The organism is Nocardiopsis dassonvillei, from assembly GCF_964273065.1.
In the GTDB taxonomy this organism is placed as follows: domain Bacteria; phylum Actinomycetota; class Actinomycetes; order Streptosporangiales; family Streptosporangiaceae; genus Nocardiopsis; species Nocardiopsis dassonvillei_B.
On sequence record NZ_OZ186815.1, the window covers coordinates 1,506,309 to 1,521,784 of the forward strand.

Annotated in this window: 18 protein-coding genes; 8 read left to right on the forward strand and 10 right to left on the reverse strand. The window is 75.8% G+C overall.

Annotation, left to right across the window (positions count from 1 at the left end; genetic code table 11):
* Positions 1-9: 9 nt before the first annotated feature.
* Entirely contained in the window at positions 10-909 is a 900-nt protein-coding gene (locus ACSUPR_RS06755) for a LysR substrate-binding domain-containing protein (protein ID WP_436890217.1), read from the forward strand.
* 46 nt (positions 910-955) lie between these two features.
* On the opposite strand, the gene ACSUPR_RS06760 is transcribed toward ACSUPR_RS06755, so the two are convergent.
* Positions 956-1,978, reverse strand: a complete 1,023-nt coding sequence (locus ACSUPR_RS06760; RefSeq protein ID WP_436890219.1) for a glutathione S-transferase family protein — start codon at positions 1,976-1,978, stop codon at positions 956-958.
* 89 nt (positions 1,979-2,067) lie between these two features.
* Between ACSUPR_RS06760 and ACSUPR_RS06765 the strand changes: the two genes are divergently transcribed.
* On the forward strand, positions 2,068-2,964 hold the full coding sequence (locus ACSUPR_RS06765; RefSeq protein WP_436890221.1) for an AraC family transcriptional regulator: 897 nt from the start codon (positions 2,068-2,070) through the stop codon (positions 2,962-2,964).
* On the opposite strand, the gene ACSUPR_RS06770 is transcribed toward ACSUPR_RS06765, so the two are convergent.
* On the reverse strand, positions 2,879-3,805 hold the full coding sequence (locus tag ACSUPR_RS06770; RefSeq protein ID WP_436890222.1) for an NAD(P)-dependent oxidoreductase: 927 nt from the start codon (positions 3,803-3,805) through the stop codon (positions 2,879-2,881). The two genes, ACSUPR_RS06765 and ACSUPR_RS06770, sit on opposite strands and share 86 nt — an antisense overlap.
* 147 nt (positions 3,806-3,952) lie before the next feature.
* Between ACSUPR_RS06770 and ACSUPR_RS06775 the strand changes: the two genes are divergently transcribed.
* Positions 3,953-4,504 carry a TOPRIM nucleotidyl transferase/hydrolase domain-containing protein gene (locus tag ACSUPR_RS06775; RefSeq protein WP_436890224.1) on the forward strand — a complete coding sequence of 184 codons (552 nt, stop codon included), beginning with the start codon at positions 3,953-3,955 and terminating at the stop codon, positions 4,502-4,504.
* An 18-nt stretch (positions 4,505-4,522) separates the two neighbouring features.
* On the opposite strand, the gene ACSUPR_RS06780 is transcribed toward ACSUPR_RS06775, so the two are convergent.
* Both ACSUPR_RS06780 and ACSUPR_RS06785 read right to left on the reverse strand, forming a co-directional pair.
* Positions 4,523-5,617: an NAD(P)-binding domain-containing protein gene (locus ACSUPR_RS06780; RefSeq protein WP_436891898.1), complete on the reverse strand. Its 1,095-nt coding sequence runs from the start codon at positions 5,615-5,617 to the stop codon at positions 4,523-4,525.
* 75 nt (positions 5,618-5,692) lie between these two features.
* The gene (locus ACSUPR_RS06785) at positions 5,693-6,052 is read right to left on the reverse strand and encodes a cupin domain-containing protein (protein WP_436890226.1); all 360 of its coding nucleotides are present in this window, start codon (positions 6,050-6,052) and stop codon (positions 5,693-5,695) included.
* Positions 6,053-6,157: 105 nt separating this feature from the next.
* Between ACSUPR_RS06785 and ACSUPR_RS06790 the strand changes: the two genes are divergently transcribed.
* Positions 6,158-7,141: a DUF5937 family protein gene (locus ACSUPR_RS06790; protein ID WP_436890227.1), complete on the forward strand. Its 984-nt coding sequence runs from the start codon at positions 6,158-6,160 to the stop codon at positions 7,139-7,141.
* Between the two features lie 125 nt (positions 7,142-7,266).
* On the opposite strand, the gene ACSUPR_RS06795 is transcribed toward ACSUPR_RS06790, so the two are convergent.
* The 4 genes from ACSUPR_RS06795 to ACSUPR_RS06810 all read right to left on the reverse strand — a co-directional run bounded on the left by ACSUPR_RS06795 (position 7,267) and on the right by ACSUPR_RS06810 (position 10,895).
* Positions 7,267-7,833, reverse strand: a complete 567-nt coding sequence (locus ACSUPR_RS06795) for a TetR/AcrR family transcriptional regulator (protein WP_436890229.1) — start codon at positions 7,831-7,833, stop codon at positions 7,267-7,269.
* A 22-nt stretch (positions 7,834-7,855) separates the two neighbouring features.
* A complete protein-coding gene (locus tag ACSUPR_RS06800) occupies positions 7,856-9,361 on the reverse strand; it encodes an MFS transporter (RefSeq protein WP_436890230.1) in 1,506 nt (501 codons plus the stop codon).
* A 590-nt stretch (positions 9,362-9,951) separates the two neighbouring features.
* Positions 9,952-10,620 (reverse strand): maleylpyruvate isomerase family mycothiol-dependent enzyme, encoded by a 669-nt coding sequence (locus tag ACSUPR_RS06805; protein ID WP_436890231.1) that lies wholly within the window; start codon positions 10,618-10,620, stop codon positions 9,952-9,954.
* Positions 10,617-10,895 carry a DUF1905 domain-containing protein gene (locus ACSUPR_RS06810; protein ID WP_436890233.1) on the reverse strand — a complete coding sequence of 93 codons (279 nt, stop codon included), beginning with the start codon at positions 10,893-10,895 and terminating at the stop codon, positions 10,617-10,619. Before ACSUPR_RS06810 ends, ACSUPR_RS06805 begins: the two co-directional genes overlap by 4 nt.
* 94 nt (positions 10,896-10,989) lie before the next feature.
* On the opposite strand from ACSUPR_RS06810, the gene ACSUPR_RS06815 reads away from it, so the two are divergent.
* Together ACSUPR_RS06815 and ACSUPR_RS06820 are read left to right on the forward strand one after the other, a co-directional pair.
* Positions 10,990-11,637: a TetR/AcrR family transcriptional regulator gene (locus ACSUPR_RS06815; protein ID WP_436890234.1), complete on the forward strand. Its 648-nt coding sequence runs from the start codon at positions 10,990-10,992 to the stop codon at positions 11,635-11,637.
* An 84-nt stretch (positions 11,638-11,721) separates the two neighbouring features.
* Positions 11,722-12,063 (forward strand): DoxX family protein, encoded by a 342-nt coding sequence (locus ACSUPR_RS06820; protein WP_436890237.1) that lies wholly within the window; start codon positions 11,722-11,724, stop codon positions 12,061-12,063.
* Here the strand turns inward: ACSUPR_RS06820 and ACSUPR_RS06825 are convergent.
* Positions 12,048-12,488 (reverse strand): MarR family winged helix-turn-helix transcriptional regulator, encoded by a 441-nt coding sequence (locus tag ACSUPR_RS06825; RefSeq protein WP_436890239.1) that lies wholly within the window; start codon positions 12,486-12,488, stop codon positions 12,048-12,050. The genes ACSUPR_RS06820 and ACSUPR_RS06825 overlap by 16 nt on opposite strands.
* Positions 12,489-12,564: 76 nt before the next feature.
* Here ACSUPR_RS06825 and ACSUPR_RS06830 point away from each other — a divergent pair, with 76 nt between their 5' ends.
* Positions 12,565-12,966 carry a hypothetical protein gene (locus ACSUPR_RS06830; RefSeq protein ID WP_436890240.1) on the forward strand — a complete coding sequence of 134 codons (402 nt, stop codon included), beginning with the start codon at positions 12,565-12,567 and terminating at the stop codon, positions 12,964-12,966.
* On the opposite strand, the gene ACSUPR_RS06835 is transcribed toward ACSUPR_RS06830, so the two are convergent.
* Positions 12,947-14,161, reverse strand: a complete 1,215-nt coding sequence (locus ACSUPR_RS06835) for an MFS transporter (protein WP_436890241.1) — start codon at positions 14,159-14,161, stop codon at positions 12,947-12,949. The genes ACSUPR_RS06830 and ACSUPR_RS06835 overlap by 20 nt on opposite strands.
* 76 nt (positions 14,162-14,237) lie before the next feature.
* Between ACSUPR_RS06835 and ACSUPR_RS06840 the strand changes: the two genes are divergently transcribed.
* Entirely contained in the window at positions 14,238-15,170 is a 933-nt protein-coding gene (locus tag ACSUPR_RS06840) for a LysR family transcriptional regulator (protein ID WP_436890242.1), read from the forward strand.
* The last annotated feature ends 306 nt before the right edge of the window (positions 15,171-15,476 follow it).

Below are 15,476 nucleotides of genomic sequence, written 5' to 3' on the forward strand. Positions count from 1 at the left end.
AGGAGCCCCGTGCTCGACCTGTCCCGCCTGCGCGCCCTGCACGCCGTCCACGTCCACGGCTCCGTCGCGGCCGCCGCCAAGGCCCTGGGCTACACCCCCTCGGCGGTCTCCCAGCAGATCGGCAAGCTCGAACGCGAGACCGGGACCCCGCTGCTGGAGCGGCGGGGGCGCGGCGTGGTGCTCACCGACGCCGCCGCGATGCTCGTGGGCACCGCCGGACGGGTGCTGGCACTGGTCGAGGAGGCGGAGGTGTGCCTGGAGGAGCGGCGCGGCCGCCCCCACGGGCGGCTGACCATCGCCTCCTTCTCCACCGCCGCGCGCGGGCTGCTGCCCGGGGTGCTCGCCCGGCTGGCCGCCGAGCACCCCGCCCTGGACGTGCGGCTGTTCGAGGAGGACCCGCACGCCACCCCGCACATGGTCGCCCAGGGCACCGTCGACCTGGCCGTGGTGCACGACTGGGACATCGCCCCGATGAGCGTTCCCGAGGGGGTGGCGCGTGAGCGCATCGGCGAGGACCGCTGCGACGTCCTGCTGCCGCCCGACCACCCGCTCACCGGCCGGGACGCCCTGACCCGCGCCGACATCGCCGGAGAGCGGTGGATCTGCCAGCCCCCGGGGACGGTGTGCCACGACTGGCTGACCCGGACGGTGCGCGCCATCGGCACCGAGCCCGACATCGCCCACTACGTGGCCGAGTACCAGACCCAGCTGGCGCTGGTGGCCGCCGGGCTGGGCATCGCCGTGGTCCCGCGGCTGGGGCGGGGCCCGGTCCCCGCCGAGGTCGCGGTGCGCCCGGTGGACCCGGCGCCGGTGCGGGGCGTCTCGGTGCTGTGGCGCGAGGGCACCTCCCGCCGGCCGGCGGTCACCGAGGCGGTGCGTGTCCTGCGCGAGCACGCCGCCCGGCTCTGAGGCCGGGCGGGCGGTGCCGGGCCCGGCCGGGCGGCCGGGAGACGGGTCAGTCCGCGATGTCGGGGACCCGCTCCCCCGCCGGGGCGGGGCCGGGCGCGGTGCCCCCACCGAAGGGCGATCCCCCCTGCTCCCCGCGCCCGTGCGGTTCGAGCCAGCCCGCCGGGTCGGGTCCGGCGGCGACGACCCGCGTCGGGTTGATGCCGGTGTGGACCCAGTAGTAGTGGATCCGGATGTGGTCGAAGTGGGTGGTGTCGCCGAACCCCGGCGTCTGGAACAGGTCACGGGCGTACGCCCACAGCGCCGGGTACTCGATGAGCTTGGCGATGTTGCACTTGAAGTGGCCGTGGTAGACCGCGTCGAAGCGCACCAGGGTGGTGAAGAGCCGGATGTCGGCCATCGTCAGGGTCTCCCCCACCAGGTAGCGGCGGGTGGACAGGCGCGCCTCCAGGTCGTCCAGGCGGGCGAACACCCCGGCCACCGCCCGGTCGTAGTGCGCCTGGTCGGGGGCGAACCCGGCCCGGTACACCCCGTTGTTGAGGTCCCGGTAGATCTCCGCCCCGACCTCCTCGATCTCCTCGCGCAGCGGCTCCGGGTACAGGTCCGGGGCGCCCTCCCGGGCCAGCGGCCCCCACTCGGTGGCCAGGTCCAGGCAGAGCCGGTCGTAGTCGTTGGTGACCAGGTGGCCGGTGGCGGTGTCGACCAGGCCGGGCACGCTCACCCCGCCGTCGTAGCCGGGGTCGCGGGCCAGGTAGGCCTCGCGCAGGGCGTGGATGCCCAGCACCGGGTCGAGGCCGCCGGGGCTGCCGGTCTCCTCGGTGAACACCCAGTGCGGGTCGCCGTCGATGACCTCCTGCCGGGGGTCGGTGACCGCGAGCGAGACGGCGTCCTCCAGACCCATGAGGCGGCGGACGATGACGGTCCGGTGCGCCCACGGGCAGGCCCGGCTGACCACCAGCCGGTAGCGTCCGGGCTCGGCGGCGCGGCCGAAGCGGCCGTCCGCGGTGACCCGGTCGGCGAAGGCCGCCGGATCGCGTGCGATCTCCTCCGTGGGAAGCTCGTTGGCCCGCATCCCGCTTCTCCTTCCGACGACGGCACTACCGACGCATCGTATCCCCGTGCCCGGGGCCCGTCCGGAATCCGCGCTACGGTGGTACCGCCATGGACGACACGACGCCGGAACCGGTCGGGCCCCTGGCGGGCGCCCGCGGCGGCAGGCTGCGCTACGGGCGCGGCGCCCCGGGGATCGAGCGGCTGGCGGTGTCGTTCTCCTCCGGGGGCTTCGCCCCGCACCGGCACGACGTGTACGCCGTCGGCGTCACCCTGGCCGGGGTGCAGGGGTTCGGCTACCGCGGCGGGCGGCACCACTGCCTGCCCGGACAGGCCCATGTGCTGCACCCGGACGAGGAGCACGACGGGGCGGCCGGGACCGAGGAGGGGTTCGGCTACCGGATCGTCCACATCGACCCCGCTCTGGTCCAGGGGGCGCTGGGCGGGGTGCCGCTGCCGTTCGTGGCCGATCCCGTGGTGTCCGCCGACCGGGTGCCCCGGGCCCTGCTGCGGTGGCTGCGCACCATGGACGACCCCCTGGACGGTCTGGCAGGCGCGGAGCTGGCCGCGTCCCTGGCCGACCTGCTCCTGGCCTGGTCGGGTCGGGGAGGCCCGGACGGGTCCCGTGGCGGCCCCCTGCCGCTGGCGGCGCTGGCCCGTGCGCGCGACCTCATCGCCGACGACCCGGCGGCCGTGCACTCCGCCGAGGAACTCGAAAGGGTCTGCGGGCTGGACCGGTGGACGGTCGCGCGCCGGTTCCGCGAGGCGTTCGGCACCAGCCCGACCCGGTTCCGCTCCATGCGGCGGCTGGACCGGGCCCGTCGGCTGATCGCCTCGGGTGTTCCCCTGGCCGCGGCGGCGGCGGAGGCCGGATTCGCCGACCAGAGCCACCTCACCCGCGTCTTCAAGGGCGCCTACGGGCTCACCCCCGGCCGCTGGGCGGCGGCGCTGGAACGGACGCCCGCTCCGGAACGGGTTCGGGGTCGGCCGCCCGCAGCGCCTCGATGACGGCGGCCATGTCCCGTCCGCCGTGGCCGGAGCGGTCGGCGTCGGCGAACGCCCGCAGGCACACCTCCATCAGCGGCGCCGCCCCGCCCGCCGCACGCGCGGCCCCGACGACCAGACGGCTGTTCTTGAACACGTCGGTGATCGCCGCCTGCGGTGCGAAGTCCCCGGAGACGAGCTTGTCCGCCTTGGCCCGTGAAACCGCGCTGGCCATGGGACCGGCGTCCAGGACACGGGCCAGCAGGCCCGGGTCCAGACCCTGGCGCTCGGCGAAGTGGAACGCCTCGGCCAGCCCGGTGACCATGGTGATGAGGAAGGTGTTCACCGCGAGCTTGAGGGTGAGGGCGGCGGGCACCGGTCCGCACACCACCCGGTCGGCGCACAGCGGCGCGATGATCCGGGCGGCCTCCGCCACCGGCTCCGGGTCGCCCGCGAGCATCGCCACCAGGGTCCCCTCCTCGGCCGGTCCGCGCGAGCCCGAGACCGGGGCCTCCACGTAGCGGCCGCCCGCCGCCCCGATGTCCGCGCCCAGAGCGCGGGAGGCCGCGGGGGCGATCGTGCCCATGTGGACGACCGTGCGCCCGGCGACGCCCACGGTCACCCCACCCCCCGCCGTGCGGCCCAGCACGGAGTCGGCGGCCTCCTCGTCGGAGAGCATGAGGATCACCGCGGAGCAGGAGGCGAACACCTCGGCCGGGTCCGCGGCGATCCGCGCCCCGGCCCGTTCCAGGGGCTCGCACCGGTGCCGGGACCGGTTCCACACCACGAGGTCGGTACCCGCGCGCAGCAGCCGCAGCGCCATGGGGGTCCCCATGATCCCCAGCCCGATGAAACCGATCGCCATGTCCTCGTCTCCTCCCGGGGGCACCGTGCGGGCGCCGGACGGAGCCCGCACGTATCGGAACACCACCGGGGCGGCCGCGTCTTGAACGATCGTGCGGCGGCGAAAACGGCGTGCGGCGGCCGGCCCGCAGACCTTAGGGTGGCGCGCGTGGAAGGGCTGGGCGGTGCGGGCACCGCGATCCTCGTCGAGGGCGAGAGCGATCGCGCCGCCCTGCTGGCCCTGGCGCGGCGGCGCGGGCTGGACCCGTCGGCCCGGGGTACCGCGATCGTGCCGATGGGCGGTGCCACCAACATCGGCCGCTTCGTGTCCCTGCTGGGCCCGCGGGGCGCCGGGCTGCGCCTGGTGGGGCTGTGCGACGCCGCGGAGGAGCGGCACTTCGCGCGGGCGTTCGCCGGGGCGGGTCTGGGCCGCGACTTCCACGTGTGCGTGGACGACCTGGAGGACGAGCTGATCCGGGCGCTGGGCGTGGCCGGGGTGGAGCGGGTGATCGCCGGGCAGGGCCGGGAGCGTTCGCTGCGGATCTACCGCAGGCAGCCCGCGCACCGGGGGCGCCCCGCGGACCGGCAGCTGCACGGGTTCATGAGCAACCACAAGGAGCGCTACGCGCGGGCGATGGCGGAGGCCCTGGAGCCCGACCGGGTGCCGGAGCCGCTGGCGGCGGTCCTGGCGGCCCTGGAGGCTGCGGCCGGGACCGGGTGAGGCGGGCCCCGGGGCCGGTCAGGCGGCGGCCGGGGTGCGCAGGTACTCCGCCACCTGCCGGGCGACGGTCCGCCCCGCCCGGTTGGCACCGATGGTGCTGGCCTGCGGGCCGTACCCGGCCAGGAACACGCGCGGGTCGCGCACCGACCTCCCCTGCTCCACCTGCACGCCTCCCCCGGGTTCGCGCAGCCCGAGCGGGGCCAGGTGGGTGAGCTCGGAGCGGAAGCCCGTGGCCCAGATGATCGCGTCCACGGGCTCGAAGGAGCCGTCTGCCCAGCGCAGCCCGTCCGGCTCGACGGCGGTGAACATGGGGCGGGCCACCAGGAGCCCGCGTTCGACGGCGGCCAGGTTGCGCGGGGTGGCGGGCAGGCCCGTGCCGCTGGAGATGCTCGGCAGCGGCTGACCGGCGCGGGCCGCCTCGTCGGCCCGCCGCACCGCGGTGACCCCCGCCCCGGGGTCGTCGGTGAACCGCACCGGGCGGCGGGTCACCCAGACCGTGGCGGCGGCCACGCCCTCCAGCTCGTGCAGGAACCCGGTGGCGGAGGTGCCCCCGCCCACCACGGCCACCCGCAGCCCCGCGAAGTCCCGCGCGGACCGGTACTGCGGGGTGGAGACCTGCACGCCCCGGAAGTCCGCGGCGCCCGCGAAGTAGGGCCGGAAGGGGCGGGCCCAGGTGCCGCTCGCGTTCACCAGCGCCCGGGTGAGCAGTACGCCGCGGTCGGTCTCCACCCGCAGGCGGCCGTCCCCGGCCTCGCGCACCGCCGCGACCTCCACCGGGCGGCGCACCCGCAGGTCGAAGGCGCGCTCGTAGCGGTCGTAGTACTCGCGGACGATGTCGCGGGCCGGGCGGGTACCGTCGGCGGTGGCGAAGCTCAGCCCGATCTCCCGCATGCCGGGCAGGTCGTCGACCTTGTGGGCGTCGTCCAAGCGCAGGGCCTCCCAGCGGAACTGCCAGGCCCCGCCGGGGGCGGGCCCCCGGTCCAGCACCACCGCGTCGGCGCCCGGCGCCAGGCCCAGGCGGCGCAGGTGCCAGGCCACCGACAGGCCGGCCTGGCCCGCGCCCACCACGACCGCCTCGGTCTCCTGCGGCTCCTCCGGTGCGGTGCCCGTCATCGCGTCCCCCTCCACGTCCTCGCCCATGGGCAACAACGCGCGGCGGGGTTTCTTCCCCGCAGGTCGCGGACGGGGTCAGGCCCCGTCCGCGAACTCCTGGATGAGGGTGTCCGAGGCGTGCACGCACATGATGCGCAGCCGTCCGGTGCCCGAGTTGACGAACCCGTGCCACACGTGCGGGCCGACCACCGCCGTGTCCCCGGCCCGGGCCACCAGGCGCTCCCCGCCGACGGTGATGGTCGCCTCGCCCTCCAGGACGGTCCAGGTCTCGCTGTAGGGGTGGCGGTGCAGGCCGGGGCCCTGGCCGGGCTCGTTGTCGACGAGGAAGAAGCTGATGCCGGAGCCGTACCTGCGGCCCTCGAAGAGCGCGGTGCGGCGGGTCTCGCCGATGGCGATCTCGTCGAACGGGATGGCGCGGGGGGCGGTGGTCTCCATGGGGTTCTCCTCCTGTTCCGGCGGGCGCCGCGGCCGGTGCCGACCGGCGTCCCGCTGATGGGTCCACACTGGCCGCCGGGATCGGTGGGGCTCTACTGTTTCGGCATGGATCGAAAGAGCGCCCGGTTCCACATCGGTGCGGACGACGTTTCGGCCATCCGGTTCGGGGTGTCCCCCGGCCACGAGCTGGCGCACGCCGTGCGCGTCCTGCTGAACCCGCAGCGGCACCCGCTCCAGTGGGGGTGGCTGCGGTCGGTGCGGGCGTCGGTTCCGGGTGCGGCCCTGGAGCGGCTGACCGCGGTCATCCGCCGGGAGGGGTACTTCCCGGACTTCCTCACCGCCGCTCCGACGTGGGACATGACCCCGCAGGAGGAGATCGCGCGGCTGCGCTCGGTGTCGCCGGACGCGGTGCGGGCGGACCTGGGCAAGGTGCTGGTCCGGTCCGAGGGGCGGGCCCGGGCGCTGGTGGCGGGCATGGTCGAGCGCCCGCGGCGGACCCGGGACATGATCGCCGACGCCTGGGAGCAGGTGTGGGAGGCGACCATGGCCCCGCACTGGCCGCAGATCCGCCGTCTGATGGGCGCCGACATCGACCTGCGGATGCGGCGGATGGGCGCGGGCGGGGTCGGCGCGATGGTGGCGACCCTGCACGAGACGGTGCGCTGGCACCGCAACACCATCGAGGTGTCGCTGCGCCTGCACGACGAGGACGTGCGGTGCGAGGGCAGCGGGGTGGTGCTCGCCCCGTCGGTGATGGGCACCGCCCGGTGCGCGGTGCTCACCGAGCCGCCGGTGCAGCCGACCCTGTTCTACCCGGTGGACGGGCTGGCGGAGACCTGGATCCACGGTGCGGCCGCAGAGGGGGCGCTGGCCGACCTGCTGGGAGCGGGCCGGGCCCGGGTGCTGGCCTGCCTGGACGGGCCCCGGACCACCTCGGAGGCGGGGGCGGCGTGCGCGATGGCGGTGTCCACGGCCTCCCACCACCTGGCGGTGCTGCGCCGCTCGGGCCTGGTGCACGCCCGCCGCGAGGGGAACCGGGTCCTGCACACCCGCACCCCGCTGGGCGAGGCCCTGCTGGGGCGCGGCTGATTTCCCGGCGGCGCCCTTCCGTATTCGGCCACCGGGTCCGGAAAGGACGTGCGGGCACCACCGGAAGGGCATTCCCCGGGAACACTCCCCCGGCCGGACCGGGACCGCGGGCGGGGCGGAGGCGGTCAGCGTCCCCCGGTGAGGGCGTGGCTCAGGACCGCGTGCAGGTGGTCGACGTCGGCGCCGCCGTCACCCAGCAGGACGGAGGCGCACAGGCCGTCGGAGGCGGCGACCAGGGCCTCGACGGCCGCCGGGTCGTCGGTGCGGGCCCGGGCCAGTTCGGCCACGTTCTCCCGCCAGCGCCGGGCCAGGGGGCGCAGCGCGGGCCGCCGGGCCGCCAGGGTGGACAGCTCCCGTTCGGCGAGCGCGCGCTCGCGCCCGGGGCCGGCGGACTCGGCGATGAGCTCCGCCAGGCCCCGCAGGGTGTCCCCGCCCGCCTCGATGACGGTGCGGACCCGCTCGGTGTAGTGGTCGGCGACGGTGGCCAGGGCGGCGACGAGGAGGTCGTCCAGGGTGGCGAAGTAGTACGTGGTCAGACTGGCGGTCACCCCGGCCTCCCGGGCGACGGTGCGGTGGGTGACGCCGGAGGCGCCGTCCCGGCGCACGACCCGCAGGGTCGCCTCGATGATCTCGGCCCGGCGGCGCTCCCCCCGGATCCTGCGCCCGTCGGTGACCGCGGTCGTCTCGCCCATGGTGCCTCCCTCACCGCCCAGGCTAGCGGTCTCCGGACACCGCGGCCCCGAGGGGGCGGACGTGCCGCAGGGCGACACCGCAGACCACCGCGAGCACCGCGATGACCGCTCCGGTGGCGAGGGCGGCCATGTTCAGCCCGGCGATGAACGCGTCCACAGCGCTCTGCACGGTCGCCTCGGGCAGCCGGTGCGCCACGGACCGCACCCCCGGCAGCCCCTCCCCGACCCGGGCGGCCACGTCGGCCGGCACCCCCTCCGGAGGCGCGACCCTGGCCCGGTGGACGGCTCCGGCCAGTCCGCCCAGCAGCACCACGCCGACCGCCAGCCCCAGTTCCTGCACGGTCTCGGACACGGCCGCCGCCGACCCCGCCTTCGCCGCCGGAGCCGCCCCCACGACGATGTCGGTGCCCAGCGCGGCGATCGCCCCCAGGCCGAGGTAGACCAGGGTGAACCCGAGCACCACGTGGAACCGCTCGCCCGGACCGGCGGACGCCAGCAGGCCGTAGCCGACCAGGGAGGCGGCCAGGGTCGCCGCCATGACGGTGCCGGGCCGGATCCGGCGGGCGACCAGGGGCGAGCCCACCGCGGCGGCGAGCATGGCCAGGGCGGGCGGCCCCATCCACAGTCCGGCTTCGGTCGCGGAGAGGCCCTCGACCAGTTGCAGGTACTGGGTGACCAGGAACATCGCCCCGCCGACGCCGACCAGACCGACGAGCAGCACGAGCAGGGCGGCGGTGAAGGCCCGGTCGGCGAACAGCGACACGTCCAGCAGCGGCGCCGGGGAGCGGAGTTGGCGGCGGACGAACAGCACCGCGCAGACGGTGCCCGCCAGGGCGGCGCCCAGGGACCACGGGTCGGGCCCGTCGACGGCGATGTGCTTGACGGCGTGGACCAGCGGGAGCAGCGCTCCCAGGGACAGCGCCACACCCGGGAGGTCGAACCCGCCCTCGCGCGGGGCCCGGTACTCGGGCAGCAGCACGGGGGCGGCCGCCACCACGACCAGGGCCACCGGGACGGCGACGAGGAACACCGTCCCCCAGGGCAGGTGCGCCAGCACGGCACCGCCCACCACCGGGCCGGCGGCCATGCCCAGGGCGAACATCGTGGCCCAGATCCCGATGGCCAGCGCGCGCCGCCGGGGCTCGGGGAACAGCGTGCCGATGAGCGCCAGCGTGGAGGGCATGAGCGTGGCCCCCGCGACGCCGAGCAGCGCCCGGGCCGCGATCAGCCACTCCGCGGTGGGTGCGAACGCGGCCAGCACCGAGAACAGGCCGAACGCGGCGACGCCGACCACCAGGAGCCTGCGGCGGCCGATGCGGTCCCCCAGGCTCCCCATGGTGATGAGGAACCCGGCGATGAGGAGCCCGTAGGCGTCCATGATCCACAGCGTCTGGGCGGCCGTGGGTTCCAGGTCCGCCGCCAGGCTCGGCATGACCAGGTAGAGCACCGTCACGTCCAGGCCGAGCAGCACCGTCGGCAGCGACAGCAGCGCGAGGCCGGCCCAGGCGCGCACTCCGGAGGGTTCCAAGGCTCTCCCCCTTCTCACGAGAACAAGTTGAACGATGGTACAAGTTGTACCATCGTTCAAGTTTTTGGGGAAGCGGGGGCCCGCAAGACCGGCGGCGCGGGCGGGCGGCCCGCATTGGGGGCGGGTGGGGGCCGGTCGGCACCGGTACGACCGGGACCTCCCCCGTCCTGCACGGCACGTTCACCGTCCCCTTCACGCTGGGCGCCGCCCCCGGGCGGGTGTTCGCCGCGTTCTCCGACGAGTCCCTGCGCCGCCGGTGGTCCCGCATGCCGGAGCCGTCCGCGACGTCCTCCCAGGACGTCGCCCACCTGGAGGACGCCACCCGGGTGCGCCTCGACGGCCTGGCCGCCCTGGTCGAGGGCCCCCGCCGAAGGGTCCGCTCACCCGGCCGCGCCGGTGGCCCCGGCGCGGATCACCGGTCGCCGGTCCACGCCTCCCCGGCCGTCCGCCGCCCGGAGGCCGCACCCCCGACCGCCGACAGGACGGGCGTGGGCGTACCGGGGGCTCCTGCGGAGATCGGGGCGGGTGCCGGGTCCGGAAGGCGCCCCCGGGCGGACGGTGGCCGGAACCGGCCGTGCGGACCGTACGCCTCAGCCCCGGCCGCGGAGGATCTCCGCGCCCGGGCCGCGCAGGCCGTCGAGCGCCGCCCCGCGCCCCGAGGCGGCGAGGAGCAGGTCCAGTGCGGTTCCGGAGACCACCGGCCCATCGCCCAGGACCGCCCCTCCACCGGCGGCCTCCAGCCGCAGCCCGGCCACCCTCTCCTTCGCGCCGCCGTAGGCCACCGGTGTGCGCGCCTGGAGGCGGAGCGCACGGACCACGGCCTCCTGCGGGTACGCGCGCACGATGCCCAGCGGGCGCCGGATGTCCTCGCCGTGGACGACCTCCTCCACGAGGCGGGTGTCCAGGGGCGCGGGCGGCGCCGTCGTCCGCGGCGCGACCTCCCGCAGCCGGCGCAGGGTGTCCGCGGGCCCCGCCCCCCGCTCCCGGGCGACACCGAGCCCGTTGAGCCGGTCGAAGTCCAGCCGTGCCCGCAGCATGCCGACGACGAAGCCGAGGCGGGTCGTCCTCGCCGAGTCGACCAGGTGCGCCGCCACGTCGTGGACGGTCCAGTCGCCGCAGAGCGAGGGCAGCGCCCACCGGTCCGGCTCCACGCCGGCCAGGTCCTCGACGAGGGCGAGGCGCTCGGCGTGCACGAGTTCCCAGACCCCGGTCGCCGTGCTCCCCGCCCCGTCCGGGGCGGGGGACGCGGCTCCGGTCACGGGGACACCGCCGCGACGCTCACGCGCACGCGGTCCCCCGCCTGCTTGCCGAGCGCCTTGCGCGTCGCCGCCTTGACCGAGCCCATGTGGCCGCCGCTCCCGGTGGGCATGAGCGTGATCTGCACGGGCACCTCGTCGATGGTCCCGTGGACGCGCACGGGCCGCCGGGTGCCGAAGTGGGCCGCGGAGCCGGGCACGTCGAAGACGGTCCAGGACCCGGCCTCCGGGCCGCTGCGCAGTTCGGCCTCGAAGACGAGTGGTGTGTCGGCGGACATGGCGACCTCGATTTCTGGACTGACGAGTCTTACTTCTCTGAGACTAGACTTACGAGTATGATTTCCGCAAGAGAAGAGGCGGAGGAGTGAACGCGTGCGCCCCAGTTCGATCCGGAAGCGGGAGGCCGCCCTCGCGGCGGCCGAGCGCCAGTTCCTGGCCACCGGGTACGAGTCGGTGACCATGGACTCGATCGCGAACGAGTCGGGCGTCGCCAAGCAGACGCTGTACAGCCACTTCGGCAGCAAGCGCGCGCTGTTCCTGGAGCTGGTCACCTCCAAGACCGTGGCGGCCAGCGAGCACGTGCTCGCCGAACCCCCGCGGCTGCGGCACGACTCCGATCCGCGCGCCGTCCTCGGCGAGATCCTCCGCGCCCAGCTCGCGACGGTGCTGGACCCGGCGATCCTCGGCCTGCGGCGGCTGGTGATCGGCGAGGCGACCCGGTCCCCGGAGCTGGCCGCCGCACTGTACGAGCACGGCCCCCGCAGGGCGATCACCTCGCTGGCCGCGACCCTGCGCGCCTTCGCCGACCTCGCGGTCCTGCGGGTGCCCGACCCCGAACTCGCCGCGACCCAGCTGAACTGGCTCACCATGGGCGAGCCGGTCAACCGCGCCATGCTGCTCGGCGACGGGGCCGCCCGGCTGAGCCGGGCCGAGATCGAACGGCAGGTCGAGGCGGCGCTCGACACGTTCCTCCCGAGCGTGCTCGGGCCGCCGGGGGCGGACTCCGGGTCGGACCGGTAGCCCGCCCCGGGGCGGAGTGTCACATCGGTGCGCCGGGATCCGTCGTCAGGTGCGAACGTTCACCGACGCACCGAAGGACTCCGCATGCTCCTCCACCTCGCCGCCTCGCTGCCCGCCGCGGTCCTCTGCGCGGCCGCGGCCGCCGCCAACCTGACCGGCCACCGGTACCCGCGCCGGGAGGCGGACCGGCTGGGCGTACCCCGCTCGTGGATCCCGTTCCTGGGCACCCTGCTCGGCGCGGGCGCCCTGGGGCTCCTGGTCGGCCCGGCCGTGCCCGCGGTGGGCCTGGCCGCGTCGGCGGGGCTCGTGCTCTACTTCACCGGCGGCCTCGTCGCCCACCTGCGCGTCGGGGACCTGCACCTGGGCGCCTGGGCGGTGTTCTTCGGGGCGTCCGCGGCGGCGTTCACCGCCTACCTGCTCTGGTGAGCTCCGCCCTCCCCGGCCAGGCGCGCGAGCAGGCCCAGGAGCACCGTGCGCTCGGCCGCCGACAGCGGGGCCAGGAAGCGGTCCTGGACCCCGTCGAGCACGGCGTCGAGCCGGTGCAGCTCGGCGCGGCCCGCCGGGGTGATCGAGACGCGGTTGCGCCTGCGGTGGGCGGGGTCGGGCTCGCGCACGGCGAAGCCGGCCCGGCCCAGGACGTCGAGCGAGGTCGCGACGTCGCTGCGGTCCAGGCCCACGCGCCGTCCCAGCTCGGCCTGGCTCAGCGGGCCGGACTCCTCCAGCGCCGCGAGCAGCCGGTAGTGGTACGGGCGCGCGCCGGCCTCGGCGAACGCCTCCTGGAGGAGCCGGTGGGAGTGCAGGTACGCCCGGCCCACCAGCCAGGTCGCCCGATCGTCGAGTCGCCGAACCATGGCGCCCACCCTATCCCTTGTTGGTTGAGCCAACGATCAAGTAGTGTTGGCTCCACCAACAATCAAGGAGACCGGCATGATCCCGTTCGGCGCCCGCCTCATCGGTCAGACCGAGAAGACCCTCAACGCCCTCCTCGCCTCCGTCCTCGCAGGCAGCGGCCTGTCCGAGCCGCACTGGGTCGCCCTGCGCCTCACCGAGCGCTTCGACGGCCCCGGCGACCTGTCCGAGCACATTCGCGACCGGTCGCGCCTCCCCGACCCCGGCGGGCTCCTGGAGGACCTGGCCGCCCGCGGCCTCGTCTCCGGAGACCGGCTCACCGACTCCGGCCGCGCGTTCCTCGGCCTGACCGGCCGCCGCATCGACGAGCTCACCGCGCCGATCTGGAAGGAGGTCTCCCCCGACGACGCGGCGGCCGCCGAGCGCGCCCTCAACACCGTCCTGGAGCGCGCCCGCGCCGTCATCGCGACCCTGCCCTGACCGCGCCGCCGAGGAGCCCGACCGCCAGTGCGGCCAGGGCCAGGCCCGCCGAACCCCACAGCAGCGGGGCGGTGCCCGCGGCGTCGACGACGGCCCCGCCGACGAAGGCGCCCAGCGCGATCGAGGCGGTGAAGACCCCGACGTAGAGACCGGTGACGTGCTCGACCCGATCCGGCGCGGCCCCGGTCATCCAGAGCTGCCCGGCCACGGAGAGCCCGCCGTAGGCCGCCCCCCACAGCACCACCGCCGCGGCCGCCGCGACCGCGGCCGTCCCGGAGAGCACCAGGGCCGCGACCGCCACGGCGATCCCGGCCGCCAGCCCCAGGACCGTCGGCCGCGGGCGCCGGGCCGCGAGGGCGCCCGCGGCGAAGTTCCCGACGACGCCGGAGGCCCCGTACAGGAGCAGGAGCAGGGCGATCGACCCCGCCGGGAACCCCGCCCGGTCCTCCAGGACCGGGCGGACGTACGTGTAGGCGGCGAAGTGCGCGGTGACCAGCAGCACCACCACGGCCAGGCCGGTGACCACCGCCGGGCGGAGCAGGCGGGACGGCCCGGCGGCGTCGGCCGCACCGGCGGTCTCCGGGCGCGGCAGCCGGGGCAGTGCGGCGGCCAGCGCGGCCGCCAGCAGCAGGGCCAGGGCGGCGAACACCGCGAACGCGGCCCGCCAGCCGAACAGACCGCCGACCAGGGTGCCCAGCGGCACTCCCAGGACGGAGGCGGCGGCCACGCCTCCGACGGTGAGCGAGACGGCCAGGGCGGCGTTGCGCGGGGCGACCAGGCGGACGGCGACCGCCGCCGCCGAGCCCCACACCGTCCCCATGCCGATCCCGAGGACGACCCGTGAGACGACGAGCAGACCGAACCCTCCGGACAGGGCGGTCAGCAGGTCTCCCAGGGCCAGGACGGCCATCGCCGCCGCGAGCACGGCGCGGCGGTCAAGGCCGCCCACCAGGCGGGGGACCACCAGGGCGGTCACCGCCCCGACCAGCCCGGTGACCGTCAGGCTTGCGCCGGCGGCACCCGGGGAGATCCCCAGGTCGGCCGCCATCGGGGTCAGCACCCCGACCGGGAGCATCTCGGAGGTCACCACGGTGAACGTGCTCGCCGTCAGGACGGCGACCGCCGTCCAGCCGCCGGGAGAGGTCCGCGCGCGCCCGTGGGCGGCGGAGGAAGCAGAAGAGGTGGGATGTTCCATGGCATCCACCCCACCGCTCCACGGGCCGGGGAACAACGGCGATCTGCTCAAAGACCGATGAGCTAGGCTCATCGATATGCCGGACGCTCCCCCCACGATGAACCAGGTGCACCTACAGCAGGTCGAGTGCCTGCTCACCCTGGCCGAGGAACTGCACTTCGGCCGGACCGCGGCGCGGCTGGGCTACTCCCAGTCCCGGGCCAGCCAGCTCATCGCCTCGCTGGAGAGCCGCGTCGGCGCACGGCTGGTGGAACGCACCAGTCGGCGGGTGGCGCTCACCCGCCTGGGCTCGCAGTTCGTCGAGGAGGTCCGACCCGCCTACCGGTCGTTGGCGGCCGCGTTCTCCCGGGCGCGCGAACGCGCCGTGCGGGGTGCTCTGCGGGAACTGCGCGTCGGGTTCACCGGCATGGTGTACGAGGAGGTCACCCTGACCTTCCGTGCCCTGAGGGAGGAGCACGGGGTCTCGGTGCGCACCCGCGACCTGCCTCTGGGCTCTCCCTTCACGGCCGTGCTGGAGGGCGAGGTGGACGCCGCGATCGCCGAGCTCCCCGTCCACGAGCCGGCGCTGACGGTCGGGTACCACTTCCCGCCCCAGGACCGGCTGCTCGCCCTCGCCCGGCACCACCCGTGGGCGGAGCGGGAGGAGGTCGCCCTGGAGGACCTCGCCGGGACCGACCTGCTGCACCGGCTGGGCGACGCCCCGGACTACTGGAGGGCCGCCCACACCCCGCCGGCCACCCCGGCGGGCCGCCCCATCCCCTCCACCGTGGGGGTCGCCACCGTCCAGGAAGGGCTCGCGCTGGCCGCCTCGGGAGACCATGCGATGCTGGTCTGCCGTCCCCTGAGCGAGCACAGCACCCGCACGGACCTGCGGTTCCTCCCGGTCCGCGGCCTGGAGGGGACCAGCCGCCTCGGACTGGCCTGGCGGACCGACCGCACCGTCCCCCCGCTCACCGCCCTGGCCCGCCTGCTGGAGGAGACCCACGGGACCGCCGCTCCCCCCGTGTGACCCCCGGGAACGAGGAGAAGGGCCCACCGAACGGTGGACCCTTCTCCGACCTGCTACTTCTCTGTCGGGACGGCGGGATTTGAACCCACGACCCCTTGACCCCCAGGCACCCCCGGCGTAGCCGCCGGGGATCAAGGAAGGTCACCCCACAACACGAACCCACAGGCCAGGGCCGCCCGCCCCGGCCACCGAGCAACGGGACCGGTCACCGAGGGGCGCCCAAGGGCGCCCCTCCCCCAACCCCACCTCCACCCCACCCACCCTTCACTTCCATCCACAAGGGAAAACCAAGAAGAGAAGGAAGCA

Coding starts and splice junctions, on each gene's coding strand:
- ACSUPR_RS06760 (WP_436890219.1), bottom strand. CDS start 1,978: ATGCGGGCCAACGAGCTTCCCACGGAGGAGATCGCACGCGATCCGGCG.
- ACSUPR_RS06765 (WP_436890221.1), top strand. CDS start 2,068: ATGGACGACACGACGCCGGAACCGGTCGGGCCCCTGGCGGGCGCCCGC.
- ACSUPR_RS06770 (WP_436890222.1), bottom strand. CDS start 3,805: ATGGCGATCGGTTTCATCGGGCTGGGGATCATGGGGACCCCCATGGCG.
- ACSUPR_RS06780 (WP_436891898.1), bottom strand. CDS start 5,617: ATGACGGGCACCGCACCGGAGGAGCCGCAGGAGACCGAGGCGGTCGTG.
- ACSUPR_RS06785 (WP_436890226.1), bottom strand. CDS start 6,052: ATGGAGACCACCGCCCCCCGCGCCATCCCGTTCGACGAGATCGCCATC.
- ACSUPR_RS06790 (WP_436890227.1), top strand. CDS start 6,158: ATGGATCGAAAGAGCGCCCGGTTCCACATCGGTGCGGACGACGTTTCG.
- ACSUPR_RS06795 (WP_436890229.1), bottom strand. CDS start 7,833: ATGGGCGAGACGACCGCGGTCACCGACGGGCGCAGGATCCGGGGGGAG.
- ACSUPR_RS06810 (WP_436890233.1), bottom strand. CDS start 10,895: ATGTCCGCCGACACACCACTCGTCTTCGAGGCCGAACTGCGCAGCGGC.
- ACSUPR_RS06820 (WP_436890237.1), top strand. CDS start 11,722: ATGCTCCTCCACCTCGCCGCCTCGCTGCCCGCCGCGGTCCTCTGCGCG.
- ACSUPR_RS06825 (WP_436890239.1), bottom strand. CDS start 12,488: ATGGTTCGGCGACTCGACGATCGGGCGACCTGGCTGGTGGGCCGGGCG.
- ACSUPR_RS06830 (WP_436890240.1), top strand. CDS start 12,565: ATGATCCCGTTCGGCGCCCGCCTCATCGGTCAGACCGAGAAGACCCTC.
- ACSUPR_RS06835 (WP_436890241.1), bottom strand. CDS start 14,161: ATGGAACATCCCACCTCTTCTGCTTCCTCCGCCGCCCACGGGCGCGCG.
- ACSUPR_RS06840 (WP_436890242.1), top strand. CDS start 14,238: ATGCCGGACGCTCCCCCCACGATGAACCAGGTGCACCTACAGCAGGTC.